The 19366-nt window shown below is 47.6% G+C and carries 25 protein-coding genes and 2 pseudogenes; 9 read left to right on the forward strand and 18 right to left on the reverse strand.

Going from position 1 to position 19366, the window contains the following annotated elements; translation table 11 throughout:
- Positions 1 to 78: 78 nt before the first annotated feature.
- The 8 genes and pseudogenes from fur to Y79_RS0119465 form a co-directional block, all read right to left on the reverse strand.
- The gene (gene fur / locus Y79_RS0119430; protein WP_016939165.1) at positions 79 to 528 is read right to left on the reverse strand and encodes a ferric iron uptake transcriptional regulator; all 450 of its coding nucleotides are present in this window, start codon (positions 526 to 528) and stop codon (positions 79 to 81) included.
- Positions 529 to 640: 112 nt separating this feature from the next.
- Entirely contained in the window at positions 641 to 1285 is a 645-nt protein-coding gene (spoIIM, locus tag Y79_RS0119435; protein ID WP_016939166.1) for a stage II sporulation protein M, read from the reverse strand.
- 105 nt (positions 1286 to 1390) lie between these two features.
- Positions 1391 to 1591, reverse strand: a pseudogene (locus tag Y79_RS0119440) (hypothetical protein); the annotation flags it as partial.
- Between the two features lie 56 nt (positions 1592 to 1647).
- On the reverse strand, positions 1648 to 1938 hold the full coding sequence (locus Y79_RS0119445; RefSeq protein ID WP_016939168.1) for a hypothetical protein: 291 nt from the start codon (positions 1936 to 1938) through the stop codon (positions 1648 to 1650).
- A gap of 111 nt (positions 1939 to 2049) precedes the next feature.
- Complete coding sequence (locus Y79_RS0119450) at positions 2050 to 3363, reverse strand: NAD-dependent malic enzyme (RefSeq protein ID WP_016939169.1); 1314 nt, start codon at positions 3361 to 3363, stop codon at positions 2050 to 2052.
- 11 nt (positions 3364 to 3374) lie between these two features.
- On the reverse strand, positions 3375 to 4781 hold the full coding sequence (nhaC, locus tag Y79_RS0119455; protein WP_016939170.1) for a Na+/H+ antiporter NhaC: 1407 nt from the start codon (positions 4779 to 4781) through the stop codon (positions 3375 to 3377).
- A 140-nt stretch (positions 4782 to 4921) separates the two neighbouring features.
- Positions 4922 to 6349, reverse strand: coding sequence for an aspartate ammonia-lyase (aspA, locus tag Y79_RS0119460; protein WP_003153322.1), 1428 nt, complete (start codon positions 6347 to 6349; stop codon positions 4922 to 4924).
- 36 nt (positions 6350 to 6385) lie between these two features.
- Entirely contained in the window at positions 6386 to 7375 is a 990-nt protein-coding gene (locus Y79_RS0119465; RefSeq protein ID WP_016939171.1) for a type I asparaginase, read from the reverse strand.
- Between the two features lie 175 nt (positions 7376 to 7550).
- Here Y79_RS0119465 and Y79_RS0119470 point away from each other — a divergent pair, with 175 nt between their 5' ends.
- Entirely contained in the window at positions 7551 to 7904 is a 354-nt protein-coding gene (locus tag Y79_RS0119470; RefSeq protein WP_016939172.1) for a helix-turn-helix domain-containing protein, read from the forward strand.
- 9 nt (positions 7905 to 7913) lie between these two features.
- Here the strand turns inward: Y79_RS0119470 and Y79_RS0119475 are convergent, their stop codons facing one another.
- Entirely contained in the window at positions 7914 to 9077 is a 1164-nt protein-coding gene (locus Y79_RS0119475) for a TIGR00375 family protein (protein ID WP_016939173.1), read from the reverse strand.
- The gene (locus Y79_RS0119480; protein WP_016939174.1) at positions 9077 to 9631 is read right to left on the reverse strand and encodes an NUDIX domain-containing protein; all 555 of its coding nucleotides are present in this window, start codon (positions 9629 to 9631) and stop codon (positions 9077 to 9079) included. The genes Y79_RS0119475 and Y79_RS0119480 overlap by 1 nt, the downstream gene beginning before the upstream one ends.
- 78 nt (positions 9632 to 9709) lie before the next feature.
- Between Y79_RS0119480 and mciZ the strand changes: the two genes are divergently transcribed.
- Together mciZ and Y79_RS0119490 are read left to right on the forward strand one after the other, a co-directional pair.
- Positions 9710 to 9832: a Z-ring formation inhibitor MciZ gene (mciZ, locus tag Y79_RS0119485; RefSeq protein ID WP_003153315.1), complete on the forward strand. Its 123-nt coding sequence runs from the start codon at positions 9710 to 9712 to the stop codon at positions 9830 to 9832.
- Positions 9833 to 9894: 62 nt separating this feature from the next.
- A complete protein-coding gene (locus Y79_RS0119490; protein ID WP_016939175.1) occupies positions 9895 to 10815 on the forward strand; it encodes an aldo/keto reductase in 921 nt (306 codons plus the stop codon).
- A 32-nt stretch (positions 10816 to 10847) separates the two neighbouring features.
- Here the strand turns inward: Y79_RS0119490 and Y79_RS0119495 are convergent, their stop codons facing one another.
- Entirely contained in the window at positions 10848 to 11072 is a 225-nt protein-coding gene (locus tag Y79_RS0119495) for a YqkE family protein (RefSeq protein WP_016939176.1), read from the reverse strand.
- A 107-nt stretch (positions 11073 to 11179) separates the two neighbouring features.
- On the opposite strand from Y79_RS0119495, the gene Y79_RS0119500 reads away from it, so the two are divergent.
- Positions 11180 to 12094: an alpha/beta hydrolase gene (locus Y79_RS0119500; RefSeq protein ID WP_016939177.1), complete on the forward strand. Its 915-nt coding sequence runs from the start codon at positions 11180 to 11182 to the stop codon at positions 12092 to 12094.
- Positions 12095 to 12133: 39 nt separating this feature from the next.
- On the opposite strand, the gene Y79_RS0119505 is transcribed toward Y79_RS0119500, so the two are convergent.
- From Y79_RS0119505 to Y79_RS0119525, 5 genes and pseudogenes are all read right to left on the reverse strand, one after another.
- Entirely contained in the window at positions 12134 to 12373 is a 240-nt protein-coding gene (locus Y79_RS0119505; RefSeq protein WP_003153307.1) for a DUF2552 family protein, read from the reverse strand.
- Complete coding sequence (locus Y79_RS0119510) at positions 12348 to 12710, reverse strand: iron-sulfur cluster biosynthesis family protein (RefSeq protein ID WP_016939178.1); 363 nt, start codon at positions 12708 to 12710, stop codon at positions 12348 to 12350. Before Y79_RS0119510 ends, Y79_RS0119505 begins: the two co-directional genes overlap by 26 nt.
- Positions 12711 to 12784: 74 nt before the next feature.
- Positions 12785 to 13724 (reverse strand): annotated as a pseudogene (locus tag Y79_RS1000000120450) (GNAT family N-acetyltransferase); the annotation flags it as partial.
- Positions 13721 to 13981 (reverse strand): hypothetical protein, encoded by a 261-nt coding sequence (locus Y79_RS0119520; protein ID WP_016939179.1) that lies wholly within the window; start codon positions 13979 to 13981, stop codon positions 13721 to 13723. The gene Y79_RS0119520 and the pseudogene Y79_RS1000000120450, both read right to left, overlap by 4 nt.
- A gap of 12 nt (positions 13982 to 13993) precedes the next feature.
- The gene (locus Y79_RS0119525; protein ID WP_016939180.1) at positions 13994 to 14464 is read right to left on the reverse strand and encodes a GNAT family N-acetyltransferase; all 471 of its coding nucleotides are present in this window, start codon (positions 14462 to 14464) and stop codon (positions 13994 to 13996) included.
- 215 nt (positions 14465 to 14679) lie between these two features.
- Between Y79_RS0119525 and Y79_RS0119530 the strand changes: the two genes are divergently transcribed.
- From Y79_RS0119530 to Y79_RS01000000120265, 5 genes are all read left to right on the forward strand, one after another.
- Positions 14680 to 15906, forward strand: a complete 1227-nt coding sequence (locus tag Y79_RS0119530) for a DNA polymerase IV (protein WP_016939181.1) — start codon at positions 14680 to 14682, stop codon at positions 15904 to 15906.
- 14 nt (positions 15907 to 15920) lie between these two features.
- Positions 15921 to 16265 carry a YolD-like family protein gene (locus tag Y79_RS0119535; RefSeq protein WP_016939182.1) on the forward strand — a complete coding sequence of 115 codons (345 nt, stop codon included), beginning with the start codon at positions 15921 to 15923 and terminating at the stop codon, positions 16263 to 16265.
- Between the two features lie 101 nt (positions 16266 to 16366).
- Positions 16367 to 16573 (forward strand): YqzH family protein, encoded by a 207-nt coding sequence (locus Y79_RS0119540; protein ID WP_016939183.1) that lies wholly within the window; start codon positions 16367 to 16369, stop codon positions 16571 to 16573.
- A gap of 75 nt (positions 16574 to 16648) precedes the next feature.
- Positions 16649 to 17719: an AI-2E family transporter gene (locus Y79_RS0119545; protein ID WP_016939184.1), complete on the forward strand. Its 1071-nt coding sequence runs from the start codon at positions 16649 to 16651 to the stop codon at positions 17717 to 17719.
- A 62-nt stretch (positions 17720 to 17781) separates the two neighbouring features.
- Positions 17782 to 17949, forward strand: coding sequence for a DUF4083 family protein (locus tag Y79_RS01000000120265; RefSeq protein WP_095241772.1), 168 nt, complete (start codon positions 17782 to 17784; stop codon positions 17947 to 17949).
- Position 17950: 1 nt separating this feature from the next.
- On the opposite strand, the gene Y79_RS0119555 is transcribed toward Y79_RS01000000120265, so the two are convergent.
- Positions 17951 to 18346, reverse strand: coding sequence for a VOC family protein (locus Y79_RS0119555; protein ID WP_029575378.1), 396 nt, complete (start codon positions 18344 to 18346; stop codon positions 17951 to 17953).
- 24 nt (positions 18347 to 18370) lie between these two features.
- Positions 18371 to 19330, reverse strand: coding sequence for a type I pantothenate kinase (coaA, locus tag Y79_RS0119560; RefSeq protein ID WP_016939187.1), 960 nt, complete (start codon positions 19328 to 19330; stop codon positions 18371 to 18373).
- Positions 19331 to 19366 lie beyond the last annotated feature (36 nt).

The following is a 19366-nucleotide window of genomic DNA, read 5'->3' on the forward strand; positions in this document are numbered from 1 at the left end:
ACCTTATGCCAATTTCAAAGGCTTTTATACATAAAAACAGCAAAAAACCCTTTCCTGGCAGAAAAGGTTCATAGGCTTTTATTCTGTTTCATTCCCGCCGCAGCGGTGGCAGATTCCGTGAAAAGTCAATCTATGATCTTTAATTTTAAATTTCCAATCACGTTCAATCACTTCTTCAACGTCTTCAAGCAGATCTTCTTCAATTTCATCGACGGCTCCGCACTCCATGCACACCAGATGATGATGGAAGTGGGCCGCGCCCTCTTTGCGAAGGTCGTAGCGGGATACGCCGTCCCCGAAGTTAATTTTATCAACGACTTTTAATTCTGTTAATAATTCTAATGTACGGTATACTGTAGCGAGACCAATTTCAGGAGATTTCTCTTTTACGAGGAGGTATACATCTTCTGCGCTTAAATGGTCTTCTTCATTTTCAAGCAGCACCCTTACCGTTGCTTCACGCTGTGGTGTAAGCTTGTAGCTTGATGAGTGCAGCTGCTTTTTAATTCGATCAATACGGTTTTCCATGTCTTTCCCTCCTACGCCGCATTCCATGACTCATTATAACAAAATACGCGCAGAGTTCCAACTATAATTATTATAAACTGATAAATAAAAGTATTATTTTGTGATAATCATTCTAAAATATCCGTGATGAAAGCTTTTCCATAAACAGCGGAGACACATATGCTTCCAGCAGTGAAGCGATGACCGAGAAGAAAATGATGAGAATCAGCACGAAGGCGTAGCGTCCGAACCATTGGATCGGCGTATCATGGAGGCTCCGTTTGACAAACAGCTGCCGGATCAGTTTCAGCGAAAAAGCGATAGAGCATGTCCCCATGATAAGGTATGCCGGAATGAGAACGATGTTTTGCGGCAGCACCGAGATGAAAGAAAGGAAAAATCCGTTCATCCCCATTTGATTCACTAAAAATCCGACCGTAAAACCGACGACGATTCCTTTCAAAAACACCATGATAAAAATCACCGGGAGACCGATTACGGAAATACCCAGAATCCACATCAGCCCCAAATATTTTACATCATGAAAGACGGCCTGCCAAAACATGTCTGAGGCGCCGGCATGTTTTCCGTCAGACAGCTGTCCGAAAAATTTGCTTAAATAGTAATACAAATCTTCTTTCTGCGTGATTGTCATGCTGTTGACAATGATCGCGCCGAAAATGACACCCATTAAAAACAAGACAAACACAAATATATAAAGTGACAGATGATCCTTCATATGGCGAAAAAACAGTTCTTTGTACGATTGTTTCCTCATACCGCTTTCCTCCCGCTAATCTATTGACTTGATTTAGTAGATTGTATGAAAGAAAAGAGAAAACATGACAGAGAAATCATAGAAAGGCTCCGAGATTCCGGCAAAAAAAAAAGAATCCCCGCCATCACTCTTGCGATCATGGGGATTCCTTTTTTTATGCTTTATTCTTTCCAGCCTGTCTTTTTTGGTTTTTGTCACTCTTTCATGCGTGCTGAAGGACGGCGCCGCCCCTCTTGATAAGACTGCGTCACGCAACCCGTTTCTTCTGAGATGCTCCCGCATTTTTTTCGCTTTGCTTTTCGCCATGTGCAGATCGCTCCTTTTTGCCTTTTCTCTATCATAACAAAAAAATCCAGGTGTGTTCATGAATAGGGCTCATGTTTCTTCCGGTAGGCGCGCAGAGATGTTTTGGCAGATGAAAAACTCCCCATTGCGGCGTATCCGTAAAAGAATCCCATAAAACTCCCCTCATACACGTGTTCGTGGTGACCGAAAACGATAGACACAATATTTCCGACAACAAGGGCAATCGTGGGAACGAATATGCCGGGAACCCTGCAGAACACTTTGATCAGCTGTGTGACGCATAAGACGACCGGCACGCCGATCACAGCATCCCAAATATTTGTATGGATCAGCGGAAAATAATCCACATTGACACCTCTTTATTCCGTCTTTTTCTATATGTTAGCCTGCCAAAGAATTCCGCTTCCTATTCATGATAAAAAAAGCACCGGATACATATCCGGTGCTTTGAGCGTTATTTATTTTCCCGCCGCGGCCCGCTCTACAGCTGCCGATACGGCGTGATGCACGTCCGCGTCCAAAGGCTGAGGCACGAGATCACCGTGTTTCGTACAAGAAGCGATGGCTTCAGCGGCCGCCACAAGCATTTCATGGTCAATTTTCTTGCTTTTGGCGTTCAGCGCACCGCGGAAAATACCCGGGAAGCCGAGAACATTATTGACTGAACGGCCGTCGGCTGCATAAGCGGCTCCGGCCTGCAGCGCCTCTTCCGGTTCAATCTCCGGCTTCGGATTAGATAAGGCCAGAATGACTTGTCCTTTTCTGACATCCTCTTTTTTAATGAGCCCCGGAACTCCTGTCGTGCTGATCACAATGTCACACGTGTCCATTAAATCTTTAATGCTTTCAAGCGGCTGACCTCCGTATTGAGCGAGGCGGTTCATTGCTTCTTCTGACTTGTCCGTTCCGCAGACTGCTTTGACTCCGTATGCCATAAACATACGGCAGATGGCGACGCCCGCCGCGCCGAGACCAATCTGTCCGACTTTCGCTTCTTTTAAATCAAGACCTGCGCTTTTACAAGCGGAAATGGCGGCGGCGAGAGTGACGACCGCCGTGCCGTGCTGGTCGTCGTGCATAACCGGAATGTCCAATTCTTCCTTCAGGCGGTCTTCAATGTCAAAGCAGTGAGGCGAACCGATATCTTCAAGCAGAATTCCGCTGAATCCCGGAGAAATATGTTTTACCGTGCGGATGATTTCTTCCGGATCAGAAGTGTCGAGCAAAATCGGAATTCCGCTGATGCCCGCCAGCTGGTCAAAAAGCGCTGCCTTCCCTTCCATTACGGGCATTCCGGCGACAGAGCCGATGTTGCCGAGACCGAGAATCGCCGTTCCGTCGGTGACAATGGCGACAGAATTGCTGATGGTCGTATAGATGGATGCTTTTTCAGGCTCGCTTTCGATCAGTCTGCACACATCGGCCACGCCCGGCGTATAAACACGGCCAAGCTCAGCCAATGTCCGGATCGGCATTTTGCTTTTCATCTGAATTTTTCCGCCTTCATGAGCAGAGAGCACTTCATCTGAGACGGTATGAAGCCGGATGCCTTCACCGAGAGCTTCAATGGCTTGAATGATTTCCTGCAGCTGCTCCTCATTTTCGGCCTGCACCGTAATGTTGCGCATGGTGTAGTTCGGGCCGACTTTAACGGTTTCAACTTCCCCGATATCTCCCCCCATCACTCCGATGGCTGTTGCCACTTTTCCCAGATTTCCGGGAACAGTCGGCGTTTCTATCATTAACGTCCGAATCATATGCTTTGTAATCATAAAATACCCCCCTAACCCAGTTTTTGAGATTGCAAGGATTTTTCTTTCGTGTACCAAATGAATTTACCCGTGTATCCGTACAATATGGCCAGTCCGATAGATACAAAACTGAGCCACATGAACGGCAGATAAGAAAACGTGGACACGCCGAGAATGCCGGCCATATAGATGCCGTTGTCAGACCATGGCACCATCCCTGAAGTAAGCGTGCCGCCCACCTCGGCATTCCGGGATAAAATTCTTCTGTCAAGTTTCAGTTTATCATAACTGTTCTCCATGATTTTCGGCGTCAGTATCAATGACACATACATCGCACAGCCGAAAATGTTTGCTAAAAGGGCGACGATCAGCGTCGAAAGCGTTACATTTCCCGGTGTGGTCAGTTTTTTCTCAAAAGTTGAGACAATCACTTTTAATACGCCGAGCTTCTCGAGAATTCCTCCAAACCCGAGACCGAAAAGGATAACGACCAACGTATCCAGCATGCCGGTGATGCCTCCGCGGTTTAACAGCCCATTTAAAAATTCGACATCCGTTTTAATGGAAAAACCATTGTAAGCAGTCGCGATGGCACTTGCAAAATTCATTCCCTGAAAAACAGAAGCCCAGATGGCGCCAAGCAAGGCACCGATGACGATAACGGGCATAGACGGCTTTTTCAAAATCAGCAGGACGACGACGACAACCGCCGGGATAAGCATCCATATATGAATATCAAACGTTTTCTGCAATGCAGACTTTAAAAATTCCACTTTATCAAGATCAATATTTTTTCCGCCGTATATAAATCCCGTAACGGTAAAAAGAATGGCCGTAATGATATAGGACGGAATGGACAGATACATCATCGCTCTGACGTGTGACAGCACATCCACCTTAGAAAGCGTGGAGGCAAGCACCGTACTGTCAGACAGCGGTGAAAGCTTGTCCCCGAAGTAAGCGCCGGACAAAACGGCCCCCGCTACGATCGGAAGCGGTATGCCCATTCCCTCTCCGATGGCAATCATGGCGATTCCCGCCGTCCCCACGGTTCCCCAGGACGTCCCGGTCGCAACGGACATAACCGAACAAATAACCAATGTAGCAAGCAGGAACACATGAGGATTAATAAACTCTAAACCATAATAAATTAAAGTCGGCACAACGCCGCCGGCAATCCATGTCCCGATAAGGGCACCGACTGAAACTAGGATCAGAACGGCTTCAAGACCGTTTGATATCCCGGTGACAATGGATGACTGCAAGTCTTTATATGAATGTCCCAGCCTGATTCCGAGAATAATAGCGATAAACCAGGATATAAAGAGAGCAAGCTGGATCGGCAGGTCTAAAAACACTGTGAATGACAAAACAAGCGCTAAAAACCCGAATAATAAGATAATAATTTCCAATAAATTTGGCAATCTGACCTCTTTCACAAAAAAATCCCCCTAGAAGAAAAAGCTAAAACGCTTTCATAAAATGATATAACAAATTATACTATACTTCCTCATCCCTTTGTATGGCAACCGCCTATTCACTGAAAAACGTGAAAAGGCGGCTGTTGTTGCTTCAAAATTTATTTTTCTAAAAGATCTTTTCCGGCAATCCCCGGTTTTGTCATTTCATACGGATTCAAAATGATATCCAATTCTTCTTCTGTCAGTACATCGTTTTGGAGACAGAGATCTCTTACAGATTGCCCCGTCATGATTGCTTCACGGGCAATTCGCGCAGCCGCCTCATATCCAAGGTGCGGGTTGACCGCTGTAATAACGCCGACGCTTTTTTCCACGTATTGCTTCAGGCGTTTTTCGTTGGCTTCAATCCCCGCCAGGCAATGATCGGTAAATGATCGGAAACCGTTGTTCATAATACTGATGGATTGAAGCAGGTTAAATACGAGCACCGGCTCCATCACGTTAAGCTCCAGCTGGCCCGCTTCTGAAGCGAGGCAGATCGTATTGTCATTCCCGATGACCTGGAAGGCGATTTGGTTGATCAGCTCTGCCATGACAGGGTTGACTTTCCCCGGCATAATGGATGATCCCGGCTGACGGGCGGGCAGTGAAATTTCCGCAAGTCCCGCGCGCGGACCTGAGGCCATTAAGCGCAGATCGTTGGCGATTTTAGACATATTCATCATGCATACCTTCAACGCGGCTGAAACTTCCGTATAAGCATCAGTGTTTTGTGTGGCATCAACCAAATGGCCGGCGCCGACAAGAGGCAGTCCGCTGATGTCAGCCAGGTGCTTTACAACCTGTTCTATGTAGCGCGGATCAGCGTTAAGTCCCGTACCTACAGCCGTTGCCCCCATGTTTACTTCATACAGATGCTGGCGGGATTGTTTAATTCGCTTTATATCACGCTCAAGCACGCGGCTGTACGCTTCAAATTCCTGTCCGAGACGGATCGGCACAGCGTCCTGAAGGTGTGTGCGTCCCATTTTAATGACAGAATCAAATTGTTTCGCTTTATCTTTAAAGACACTCAGCATATGCGCCATTGTATCAAGGAGCTTATCCAGAAGTTTTAAGGTAGAAATATGAATCGCCGTCGGGAACACGTCGTTTGTCGATTGTGACATATTGACGTGTGTGTTCGGGCTGAGATGAATGTATTCACCTTTTTTATGTCCCATGATTTCAAGCGCTCTGTTGCCGATTACTTCGTTGGCATTCATGTTCATGGACGTTCCGGCTCCCCCTTGGATCGGATCGACGATGAATTGGTCATGCCATTTACCCTCAAGAATCTCGTCTGCGGCCTGGACAATCGCGTTGCCGATTCCTTCATAGAGGCGCTTTACATCCATATTGGCAAGCGCCGCCGCTTTTTTGACGATGGCGAGCGCATTAATCATTTCTTCATGGATGCGGTAGCCGGTAATCGGAAAGTTTTCTTTCGCGCGCAGCGTTTGGATTCCGTAATACACATCAGCTTCAATTTGTTTTTCTCCGAGGAAATCTTTTTCCTGACGATATTCTTTTTGCGCGTTTGTCATGCTAAAACCCTACTTTCTCTTTGATGGTGGTCTTTTTTACAGTACAACGTCGTCTGCGATCGGTGTCTCCATTATGTTTTTGACTTCGGCCAAATTGTGAGACTGGCCGAGCGCCCACATTAATTTCGGCACAATGGCTTCTGTGTTCATATTTCTTGAACGGATGATGAGATCTTGATTGACTCTCCGTCCGACTTCATAGACACTCATGTCTTCTCCTTCTTCAAGACATTGTGTCGTAATGACAACGACAATGCCGCTTTCAATCATTTCATTGACTTTGGCGAGAATGTCTCTTCCTTCAAACGGCACGCCGCCGCTGCCGTAGCTTTCAATGACGATTCCTTTGTACATACCCTTTAACGCGTCAAACATTTCCGGTTTAAGACCCGGATGAAGCTTGAGCAGGCACACGTCCGTGCAAAGTGACGTATTGACCGTAAAGGCGTCGTCTTTTGGCATGTGCACGTGTTTGTTGTATTCAATTCCGTTTTCGGTAATAAACGCGATATACGGGTAGTTAATGCTCTCAAATGCATCATAGCTTTTCGTTCTTAATTTAATGGCGCGGGTGCCTTGAATGACTCTGCCGTCAAATACGACGTATACGCCGCCCACCCCTTCACATGCGAAGCGGATCGCGTCCGTGATATTTTTTTTGGCATCGGTTTTTTGAAATGTAATCGGGATTTGCGAACCCGTAATGACGATCGGTTTATCGGCATGCTGAAGCATATAAGACAGCGCCGCTGATGTATATGCCATTGTGTCTGTGCCGTGCGTGATGACGAACCCGTCATACGCGTCATATTTTTCTTTGACAGCATCAGCTATTTGGACCCAATATTCAGGCTGCATATTGGTGCTGTCGATGTTCATTAACGAATGGGTTTCCATCGTGTAATCGTTATCAAGTTTTGATACGTAGGTTAACAATTCGTCTGCTTTCACCCCGGGTGCAAGCCCGTTTTCTCCTTCGACTGAGGCGATTGTTCCTCCGGTTGTTAACAGCAATAATTTTTTCATACCCTGCACCTCTTCATCATTTCTCAAGATGTTTAAGCATTCGCTTTTCGCATACTTTTAATCAAATTATAGACAGACGAATGAAATTAATCAAGTGATTATTATTCAATTCGCGTACACTTTTACACATCGATATGATATAATTTTGCTCAAGTGAAAAGGAGCGGTTTTGAATATGAATTTAGATCGTTTAACTGAACTGAGAAAAAAGAAAAATTGGTCTCTTCAATATACAGCTGACCGGCTCGGCATCGCAAAAAGCACATACGCCGGGTATGAGTCAGGCTACCGGCGCCCGTCATTCGAAGCGCTGGGCACGCTTGCCGATCTGTTTGACACGACGTGCGACGATTTACTGGGGCGCACTGAAAAAAAGGCGGAGCCGTTTGCCCAGACCATCGAATTAACAAAAGCCGCACAAGGCCGCGGCACACTGACCGTTGACGGGGAGCCGCTTAATCAGGATGAAATCATCGAATTGATTGCGTTTGTCCGCACGAAAAAAAAGGTACAGGAGGAGCTCCGCTAAAAACCGGCTTTACGGCTTGATCCGGCCGTATGTTCCTCCGCCTCCCGCCTCAAGGGCGAGCTGCCCGGTGCGCGCTTTATGAATGACAGCCGCTATTTTGGGCTGCACGATGCGTGCCAGGTCCTCTTCTTCTGCCTGATGAAGAATCGCCATTTCCGTCCCGAAAGTCCGCTTTAGTTTTTCCAATGTTTTCGGCCCGACTCCGGGAATGAACTGCAGAGGGATTTGATGAATATACGGAGGCCGCGGCACGCGGCTTTTTTTCGGTCCGCTCAGTTCCTCCAGCCGTTCACTGACCCCTTTTGTCATTGTTTTCCCGCCGCATTCCGTACATTTTAAAGCTCCTTTTTCAGCCGGGCTGCCGCAGCGGTCGCAAGCCGTCCTGTAATACTTCCCGAGCTTCGGGTTCAGTCCGTAATTCGCCGTGATTCTTCTTCCGCCCTTCCCTTTTAGAGCCAGCGAAAATTCCGTAAAGTTCGCTTTCTTCAGAAGCATTTCATTATATTCTCTGCCGATTTTTCCTAAGGAATGCGCATCAGAATTTGTTAAAAATGTATACGGATCAAGTTCCGTTAATCGTGAAGCCATGTCAGTGTCGCAGCTTAATCCGAGTTCCGCCGCGTCAATAAGCGCCGGGTCGAAAACTTCTGTCAAAGAAGATCTGACCCCTTTTCCGTACAGGCTTTTATGCGGGGTGAACATATGGGCGGGAATAAACAGCCCGCCCAATTCCTTTGTTTTCTTTTGAAGATTCAAACCGGTCTCGTAAATACGCTGGGAACTGAGATGGATATTTTTAAGCCTTTTTGCGAGCCACTCAGAAAACATCTTCATTTCGGCAAGAGCCGGCATAAAGACGAGAACGTGAATCGGTCCGCGGCATGTGTGATCATAAATTTCAAGCTCACTGCCCAACAGAAGCGTCGTATTCCGATAGCGGATGCCGCCTTCTTTCAGCTCACGGTATCTGCCTTCATCAATTCCGAGCTCGATTTCTTCCAAGACTTCCGGGGAATGGCAGTCGATGATGCCCAATAGTTCAATTCCCTTCCCCTCGCTTGCTTCTTCCAAAATCCGCTGCAGCGTCAACGTTTTAGCCCCGGTGATTTTGACCGGTCTTCCCGTATAGGTGCGCCCGATATGAATATGCAGATCCGCATAAACGGTTTTCATCATTTTTCCTTCAGCGCTTCTTTCAGCTGGAGATACTGAATCGCGTATGCCGTTTTAGCGTCATACACCCGGCGGGATTCAACCAGCTTCACGGCCTCTTCAAGCGTGACCTGCATCACTTCGACAAATTCATCCTCATCCAGTTCGCGCTTTTCTTCAAGCAATGAAAGCCCTTCAGCAAGAAAGAGGTGCACGATTTCATCAGCAAATCCGGGTGATGTATAAAAAGCGGTGATTTTCGTCAAGGTTTCCGCCGTATATCCCGTTTCTTCTTCTAGCTCTCTTAATGCGGTATGTTCGGGCTCTTCTCCTTTTTCCAGCTTGCCGGCCGGAATTTCAACGATTGTCCGTTCCAGCGGCTTTCTGAACTGGTTCACCAAAATGATTTTTCCTTCTTCGGTTATCGCAAGTACGGCCACCGCTCCCGGATGTTTGACGATTTCCCGCTTGCTTGTTTTTCCGTTCGGGAGCTCTACATCCTCTAAGTAAAGATCTATGACTTTCCCGTCATACAGCTTTTTTTTCGCAAGTGTTTTTTCTTCTAAATGTTTCATCATGTCATCTCCCGTTCTGTCTCTCTATTATGCCTCATATATTTTATCATACATGCATAAGAGGGAGGTGCTTTTCGATTGAAGGTGTACCGGAAGGATAAGAGCATCGTATTGGTCGGAAAGGCTTGGGAAGTGCGGGCTAAATTGAAAGAGTACGGACGGACATTCCGCTATGTCGGAGATTGGATCACCGGGCCTTAACAGTTGAAAACTTCGCGCCTTTATATTACGGTCAATAAAAGACCATAAAAAGGAGCAAAATGATGAGAAAACGCAAATTGGGACGTTCTGATTTAGAAATAAGCGAAATCGGGCTCGGCTGTATGTCGCTCGGCACGGATAAAGCTAAGGCGCTGTCTATTTTGGATGAAGCGATCGAGCTTGGAATCAATTATTTAGATACCGCTGATCTTTATGATTTCGGCAGAAATGAGGAAATCGTCGGGGAGGCCGTCAAAAACCGCAGACACGACATCATTTTAGCCACGAAAGCCGGAAACCGCTGGAATGATGAGAAAGACGGCTGGCATTGGGACGCTTCCAAAGGATACATAAAAGAAGCGGTCAAAAACAGTCTGCGCCGGCTGAAAACGGACTATATCGACCTTTATCAGCTGCATGGCGGCACGATGGAGGATCAGATTGATGAAACGATCGAAGCGTTCGAGGACTTAAAACAGGAAGGTGTCATCCGGTATTACGGCATTTCCTCGATTCGTCCGAATGTCATTAAAGAATATGTGAAAAAATCAAATATCACAAGTATTATGATGCAATACAGCCTGCTGGACCGGCGTCCCGAGGAGTGGCTTCCCCTTTTAGAGGAGAACGGAATCAGCGTCGTCGCCAGAGGGCCTGTCGCTAAAGGGCTTCTTACGGAAAAACCGCTCGATCAAGCAGCCGCAAGCGTAAAAGAGAACGGCTATTTAACATATTCTTTTGAAGAACTGGCAGAAACCAAAAAAGCGATTAACGCTGCCGTGCCTGATCTGAGCATGACGGAGCTTTCTCTTCAATACTTGCTTTCACAGCCGGCCGTCGCTTCTGTCATCACCGGAGCAAGCTCGCCTGAACAGCTGAGAGAAAACTGTTCGGCTGCAGAAGCCCGGCGTTTAAGCAGTCAGGAAATCAAAGCCCTGCAATACCATACAAAACAGGACGTATACGAAGCCCATCGTTCTTAAACAATAAAACCGGCACCTTGTCAGATGCCGGTTTATTTATATTTGTGCCAATCGAGACTGCTTTCATTCAGCAGCTCTTCAAAGCTTTTATTTTTTTCTTTTTCTTTTCGTTTTCTGATTTGTTCCGCCTTTTGCTGCGCTTGTTTTTTCTCGTCTTCTTCCTTCAGCTCACTTTTCATTTGCAAAAGCCTGGCCTTCAGATCTTCCTCCAGATTGTCTTTTAAGCTGTGTTTTTCTTTAGGCAGCTGCTTTTTCATCATTATACCCCCGTATCTGAATAATGGTGAAGTAAGTGTACCATGGAGCGCCGGAGGCCGGCAACGTTCATAGGGAAGGATTTTTCATATTAAAGGAGGGTGCCTGCGTGAAAAAATGGCTGGCGGTGTTCGGTTCGGCTTGTGCGGTCTTTTTGGCCGCCGGATTTGCTTTTACGAATCTGATCATGTTTATGAAGAAAAAGACGGATGAAGACATCATAAAAAGAGAAAGGGCAGACTGGCGTGGGGTATTTGATTCCTTTCAGGCCATGGAAAAAGAAGAGGCCGTCATCTTGTCACGCCACGGGTATGAGATCAAAGGCTTTTACATCGCCCCGCATCGTACGGCAAACACGATGATTATTTGTCACGGTGTTACCGTCAATTTGTTTAATTCATTGAAATACATGGATTTGTTTCTGGATTTAGGCTGGAATGTGCTCGTGTATGACCACCGCCGGCACGGAAAAAGCGGCGGTCGAACAACGAGCTACGGTTATTTTGAAAAAGATGATTTGGAAGAAGCCGTGAATTGGGTGAGAAACAAAATCGGGGACGGCGGCCAAATCGGTATCCACGGCGAATCAATGGGAGCGGTGACGGCCTTATTATACGCGGGAGATCATCAGGATGGAGACGGCGCTGATTTTTATATTGCGGACTGTCCGTTCGCAAGTTTTCACGATCAGTTAGCCTACAGACTGAAGCGGGAATTCCGGCTGCCTCGGTGGCCGCTGCTGCCTTTGGCTGATTTCTTTTTGCTGGTGAGAGAAGGATACCGCATCCGTGACGTCTCGCCTTTATCGGTTATCAGCCGCATCCGGCAGCCCGTTCTGTTTATTCACAGTAAGGAGGATGATTATATACCTCCCGCTTCCTCCGAAATGCTGCACCGCAGAAAACGCGGCCCGAAGATGCTGTATCTGGCCGAATCGGGCGGTCATGCCATGTCGTACACCAAAAATCCGGAGAGCTACCGTCAAGCCGTGCAAACCTTTTTAGATACCATAACGCAAACGTAAAAAAGCGAAAGAACGTATACTGGTTCTTTCGCTTTCCCGTCATAAAACGTCGGTAATCCCGTCCATATTTTCTCCGATCCAGTCAATGGCGAGGTCGATTGTCGTAAACTCCTGCGCTTTGAAGGTCATCTCATCCTGAAGCAGCCAGACATCCTTTTGTACGGATTCAGCGCCTCCGATGGACCAGTGCAGCAGACTGTACGGATGGTTGTTGTTCAAAAAGGATACCCACGTTTTATGCTGTGCCGTCTGTTTAATGGCTTTCAGCTTTTGATTCACTTTCAGTTTCTCCCTGCTTTACTAATATGCTCATTCTCGGGCTCAGTATTTCTGCCGGGCTTTTTAAGACGAGCGTTTTTGCCTTTTCATTGTAATCGATTGTCATTTCCTCGTCAAAAAACACTTTTTGAGAAGTCTGGATGTAAAGCGGAAGTCCGTTGGTTTCAATGCGTTCGCATTGTCCCGTTAATTCGTCCGCCAGCCAGATAGCCGGCACGCCGCTGACCGCGCACCCGCAGCCTTCTGCGTCATAGCGGAGCTGCGCTTTTTTCTCCGGGTTGGCGTCCATTGCCTGCAAAAGCGTGTGTTTCGCCGCATCTGTCACATGTATTTGCATAGGTGATCCTCCGTTTTTCATTTTCGCCATTGTAGCATACCGAGCCGCTGTATGCATTGTTTCTGCTTTTTTTACAGCAGCCCGCTCTCCCAGTCCTTTGCCTCTTGTTCAGCCGCCTTGATCCAGTCCTTTTTCCCTTCACTATACTTTGCCATATCGTACGGGTATGTCTCAGCGAGCCGCTTTTTCAGGCTTTGCGGTGAGGTAATCCCGGAACAGCAGATGACGCCCCACGTCCGGATGGCCTGTTTCGTATATGTGGATGTGGTGTGTGCGCTTGTTGCCGCCTTTTTGAAAGAAACGCCTGCCCTCTATCCCGTTTTCCCCTTTCGCCTCATAGCCGAGTGCTTCCAGCTGCGGACTGAATCGGTCAGCCTCCGAAATATCTTTAACCTCCGCCAGTATATCAATGACGGGTTTTGCGGCCATCCCTGGGATGGAGGTGCTGCCGATGTGGCTGACCGAATGAAGTGCGCAGCCGAAGATTCGGAGCAAATTCGCCTTCTCCCTTTCAAACATCTCTTTCCATTCCGGCTGGTGCGGAATAACTTCCGCTTTTCTCTTCGGATAAAGATGAAAAAATGAGAGAGTCAGCCCTTCCGGCGTCTTAGTCTGTCCGGCTTCCGTGAACCCTGCTTTTAAATAGAGAGAGACTGCCGGAACGTTTTGACTGGCGGTAGCCGCCTCTATTTTTTGGGCATCCCGGTTTTGGTCTATCACAAATTGAATAAGCGCCCGTCCGATTCCTTTCCGAAAGCCGGATGGGTGCACCGTCAGCCTGCATATGACAAGGTCATATCCCTTTTTTTCATACGAAATGACGCCTGCGAGCTGATCTTTTACTCTGAAACCGGCAAACGTCTCCTGTGACCGCTGTATGTCTTCGGCTGTTTCATGCAGACCGGGAATACCGAAAAAGCCGATCAGCTCGGCTTCTTTTTGATAAGAGCAGCGCTGAACCGCCGCAATTTCCCGCGCCGTCTGTTCTTGTGTATGCTGTAAAAATGCAATCAATCTTCCGCTCCTTTTGACGCAAACATCCGCTGCGGCTCCGTCCTCGTCATGCGGAACGCGTACGCTTCATACCAGGCGCTTCTTCCTTTTTGTTTTGCCGCCCGGTCTTTCCACCGTTTAATCGCATCCATGCTGTCCCAGCAGGGAACCGTGATGCGCTCTGCCGTTTGTTCATATTCCTCATCATATTCTCTCTTGATTGATGAAAAAATGACCGCATCATAAGGCGGTTTGGGCGTGTCAGCTAAAAAACCCATTTTCGGCCTCCTCTACATATATTTCACAAACAGAATCCGGTCTTCTCCCGGACCGTCATAATTCGCAAAAACAGGGATTCCGTTTACGGTTTTGGTTCCTTTTTCAACTTCAAAGCCTAATTTTGTATGATAAGCGATTGATACTTTATTGACAGGCGCCGTCACACAATTGACTTTTGTGCAGCCTCTTTCTTTCACCGTCTCCATAAATCGATCGTAGAGCTGTTTTCCAATTTGCATTTTTCTGAAATCCGGATGCACACCGGAAAAATGAATGTATGCCGTCTCAGGGTCTGATTGTGACTGAAACCCGATTAAAAAACCGGTCATTCCCTCCGGCCCGAACGTAATAAAGCTTGTGTCCTGAAAATGTTCAAAAAACAAACGCGGCAGTTTGTCTTTCATCTGCCTGCCGCCCCACCATTCATTCAAAACAGACGTAACCATTTCATAGTCTTCAGAGGTAATTGTTCGAATATCCATTATCGATTGACTCTCCTTTTCGTCCGGCAAAATGAATGTCAGCTCTTCTCATTGGAATATAAAAAATTATATGTGGGTTGTTTGCAATTGTAAATGATTTCTTTTCAAGCGGACGAATCAGCCCGTCTTCCAACCGGGGAATGATTTACCAGTATGAACGCGGTCATTGTTCGGGTAAAATGAAAAACAGAACAAACGTTCCCGGAGGTTTTTTTATGGCTGATATTCTTCTTGTTGATATGCAATCGTTTTATGCGTCTGTGGAAAAAGCGGAAGCGCCTCATCTTAAAAACCGGCCCGTCATTGTCTCGGGAGATCCCGAAAGACGCAGCGGCGTCGTGCTTGCGGCTTGTCCGCTCGCCAAACGATACGGCGTAAAAAATGCTGAACGGCTGGGGGAAGCGCAGGCCAAATGTCCAGACGCCGTTATCATCCGGCCGCGGATGCAGCGGTATATTGATGTTTCCGTTATGATTACCGAGCTGTTCGAGCGGTATACCGATCTTGTAGAACCCTACTCCATCGATGAGCAGTTTCTCGACGTGACCGGGAGCAGGCGGCTGTTCGGTGATCCTTTTACAATCGCCAAAAACATTCAACAAGCGATTATGCGTGAATTCGGAATTTATGCCCGTGTCGGCATCGGGCCGAATAAGGCGCTTGCGAAAATGGCTTGCGACCATTTTGCCAAAAAAAACGCATCCGGCATTTACAGATTGGATATGTCAAATATCAGGCAGGATCTGTGGCCGCTGCCGGTCGGAAAATTATTCGGCATCGGAAAACGGATGGAGCATCATTTAAGGCGGATGGGCATCAGCACGATCGGCGGGCTTGCCGCGCATCCTCCCGAACTGCTGAAAAAGCGCTGGGGCATTAACGGCGAATTGCTTCAGCGGACAGCCCGCGGCATCGATCCCTCTCCGGTCACCGTCAACACGCACAGCCGGCAAAAAGCGATCGGCCATAACATGACCCTTCCGAGAGACTACAGCCGCTTTGAGGATATCAAAGTCGTATTGCTGGAGTTAAGCGAAGAAGTGGCCCGCCGCGCCCGTTTTAAACAATACATCGGCCATACGGTTTCAGTCAGCATCAGGGGCGCCGATTTTGATTTCCCTTCAGGTTTTCACAGACAGAAAAAGCTCGTCTCTCCGACCAATTTCGGAATGGATATTTTTAAAACGGCGGTCAAGCTCTTCAAAGAGCACTGGAACGGGGAGCCCGTCCGCAGCGCCGGCGTCGCCCTTTCCCAGCTGGAGCCCTGTGATTATGTTCAGCTGAGCCTGTTCGATGCCCAGGAAAAAAAGATCAGTCTCGGCAAAGTATTGGATGATATCCATGAGCGGTACGGCCCTGCGTCGCTGCTCCATGCCGTGTCGCTGACAGAGGCCGGCCAAGCCTTTCACCGGGCTGAAAAAATCGGCGGGCATTACAAATAATTGAGGTGATATACATGAATCCGAACAAATTAACACCCGGATATAATGTCATGTGGGAGTCAAGCCGGATGATGCTCCCCGAACACCGGGAGCAGCTGCTTGCAAAGAAACGAAAAGAACGGGAATTCCGGCCGCCGGAACTGAGCGAAGAGCAAATGAACGACATGAACCGCATCATTGCGGCGGCGATTGAAGAAGACAGGGCCATCTCAGTCATCTACGCTTCCGCACACGGCCCCCGCCGGTTTTGGGGATGGGTAAAACAAGTGAAGCATGACGAAAAGCGTTTAAAAATCATAAACGATGAAGATGCGTTAACCCTGCCGTTTCATCTTATTCTCTCAGCTGAACTGGAATAAAAGAACCTAAAGCGGCCTGACAGAAAATATGATAGAAGAGTGGGAGGATCACATGATATTTAGTAGAATAAGGATGAATGATAAGAATAGGAGAATATACGATGGATCAATTTGTAGAAAAAATGCTGGGACAGGCCCTCCGCCAGTATGGACGGAATGTGTCGACAGATCCGCTGAGCCCCTATGAAAAACAGAGTTTGAAAAAAGCTTTGGAAGAAAGAAGGAACGAAGAACCCGATGAGGACCTCCATGCCCATGTAGAAGATATTATCTACGATTATGTCACCAATCAGGGGCAGTTCTCCTGACACGGACGTTTATGCGCCGGGCGATAAGGGAAACGTCCGAGAGTAAACCCTTAAAGATTGCGTGGTGTGCAGAATATGCCTGTCGGGCCTTATTTCAAGATCGGCTATGCCGTTCTTCTGTTATTTCTCATCATTTATCTCGGAACATTAATAGACTTTTTGTTCCAGCCTGTTGTGATTACGGTTAAAACCTTGTTTCCGCCCATTGTGTTATCGGGCGTCCTTTACTATTTGTGCCGCCCGCTCGTCACAGTGCTGCATGCGAAATTAAAGCTGCCTGAAGGAATCGCAATTTTAGCGATTTATGCGGGAACAGCCGGCCTTTTTGTCCTCTTCCTTTACACGGCGGGCCCTGCCGTTCAAAAACAGTTTACAGCCTTCACAGATCACATTCCCGAGCTTTCCGCAAAAGCTGAAAATTGGATTGGGCATCTCCAGGACAGTAAATGGTTTTCCCGGCTTCAGCATGAGGATTCCTTCAAAAAATTAGCAGACAAAGCTGCAAATTATTCCGGTTCAATCGCTGATTCTCTCAGCAGCCTGGCCGGTGCGGCTGCCAATGCCGCCATCACCGCCGCCATTATTCCGTTTGCGCTGTATTACATGTTAAAAGAAGGAAATAAAGCGCCCCGGCGGCTGCTCCGGCTTCTTCCGGAAAAACATCAAAAGGAAGGAAAACAAATCCTTCGGGACATGGATGAGGCTCTCAGTTCATACATACAAGGACAGCTGCTCGTCAGTTTCTGTGTCGGCGTTCTCGTCACGATCGGCTATTTCATCATCGGGCTCGATTATCCGCTCGTTCTGGGCGCGTTCGCCATGGTGACAAACCTGATTCCGTTTATCGGACCTTGGATCGGCACATTTCCCGGAGTCATTGTCGGATTGTTCGATTCACCGACCGAGGCGGTGCTTGTGATTACGGTTGTCGTCATTGTCCAGCAGCTTGAAAGCCAACTGATTTCCCCGCAAATTATGGGCCGGAAGCTGGACATTCACCCGCTGACCATCATTTTTCTTCTGCTGGCCGCCGGCAAATTCTCGGGTATTGCCGGGATGCTGCTGGCCATTCCGGGATATGCGGCCGCAAAGGTGATCATAAGCCACATGCAGAAACTGTTCATACTCAGAAAAAAACAAGGCTAGAGAGAACTAAAATGAAAAATGGCGGGCTCAGAGAAGCGCCCGCCGCACACGGAGGTAAAATGATGAACATCGGTGATGTCATTTTTCAATTGATTTCATTCGCCGCAGCCGCGGTTTTCCTGTTTGCCGTGATATATGTATTCAGAAGCTTGAACAAGCGCCGCATACAATTGGACAGAATCGAAAAGAAACTCGACGCGCTGCGCGAAGAAAAAAACGAAAAGGTATAGTTCATTCAGAATCAGAGGCAGGAGCAGCCAGCTCCACCTTTATCCGATCCGGGTCCTCCGTGTATACGGCGTAATGCGTGCTTCCGCCTGCATATGGATGGCGGTCCCTGTAAAGCACGGGGCATCCTCTGGCAAGCAGCTTTTCTGTCATCTCGTCAACCTGCTCTCTTGATGAAGCATGAAAAGCCAGATGGTTCAGCCCGACCCGGCATCTGTGGTACTCCGGTGTTAAAAAACGCTCCTTTGTCTGGACAAGCACAACATAAAATCCTGCGTTTTTCCAGCTGATGCCGGAGTCCCAATTTTGAAATTCCCTATAACCGAGCTCACCTAAAAACCATCCCCAAAACCGGGCGGAGGCTTTCAAGTCAGATACATACAATTCAATATGATGCATCATAATATTGGCTTCCTCCTTACATCACACACGCCTTACCAGCACCTCTTCAACTTTATGGCCGTCACCTTTTCTCAAAATCAAATCCGACCTGAATTTTGTCGGCAGAATATTTTCATACAGATTCGGACGGTTGACGCTCTCCCAAATGGAGGCGGCCATGGTATCCGCTTCTGCATCAGATAAATCCTTAAATTTATGAAAATAAGAGGCCGGATCCTGAAAAGCGGTTTCCCTCAAAAGACGGAAACGCTCCAAATACCACGTGAAAATCCGGCTTTCTTCAGCATCCACATAAATCGAAAAATCAAAGAAATCCGATACAAAAATCCGCGGATTTTCCCTGTCGTCCTCTAAGGTCGGCGACTGCAGGACGTTGATTCCTTCGATAATAACGATATCCGCACCTTCGACCACTTCGACGGCGCCCTCTTCCCTGTCATAAGTAAGATGGGAATATACGGGCGCCTCCACTCTCTCTTTCCCTGATTTTATATCATTCAGAAACTCAAGCAGCGCTTTCACGTCGTAACTTTCCGGGAATCCCTTTCTGGACAGAAGGTTTTTCCTTTTTAATTCCGCCGTCGGATACAAGAACCCGTCAGTTGTCACCAGGCTCACCTTCGGCCTGTCGGGCAGACGGGAAAGAAGCTTTTGCAAAATTCTTGCGGTGGTGCTTTTGCCGACGGCGACGCTGCCCGCGATTCCGATGATAAACGGGATTTTGGCTGAATGCGGATGCTTCAAAAACACGTTGACATGCTGATTACGTTTTGCGGCAGACGTGACATGAAGATGGAGCAGTCGCACAAGCGGAATATAAATCGTTTCTACTTCTTCCACCGATAGGTAGTCATTCAGCCCCTCTACGGCCTTGGCTTCTTCTTCTGAAACGGCAATGGAAAGATGACCGCCGAATCCGGCCCAAGACTCGCGGCTGTGCTGCGTGTACAATGTATGTAAGTTCAATTCTTTACTTTTCACAATTCACACCAATCTCTCTGTATGGCTTTCCGGTAA

Source organism: Bacillus siamensis KCTC 13613, from assembly GCF_000262045.1.
GTDB classification, from domain to species: domain Bacteria; phylum Bacillota; class Bacilli; order Bacillales; family Bacillaceae; genus Bacillus; species Bacillus siamensis.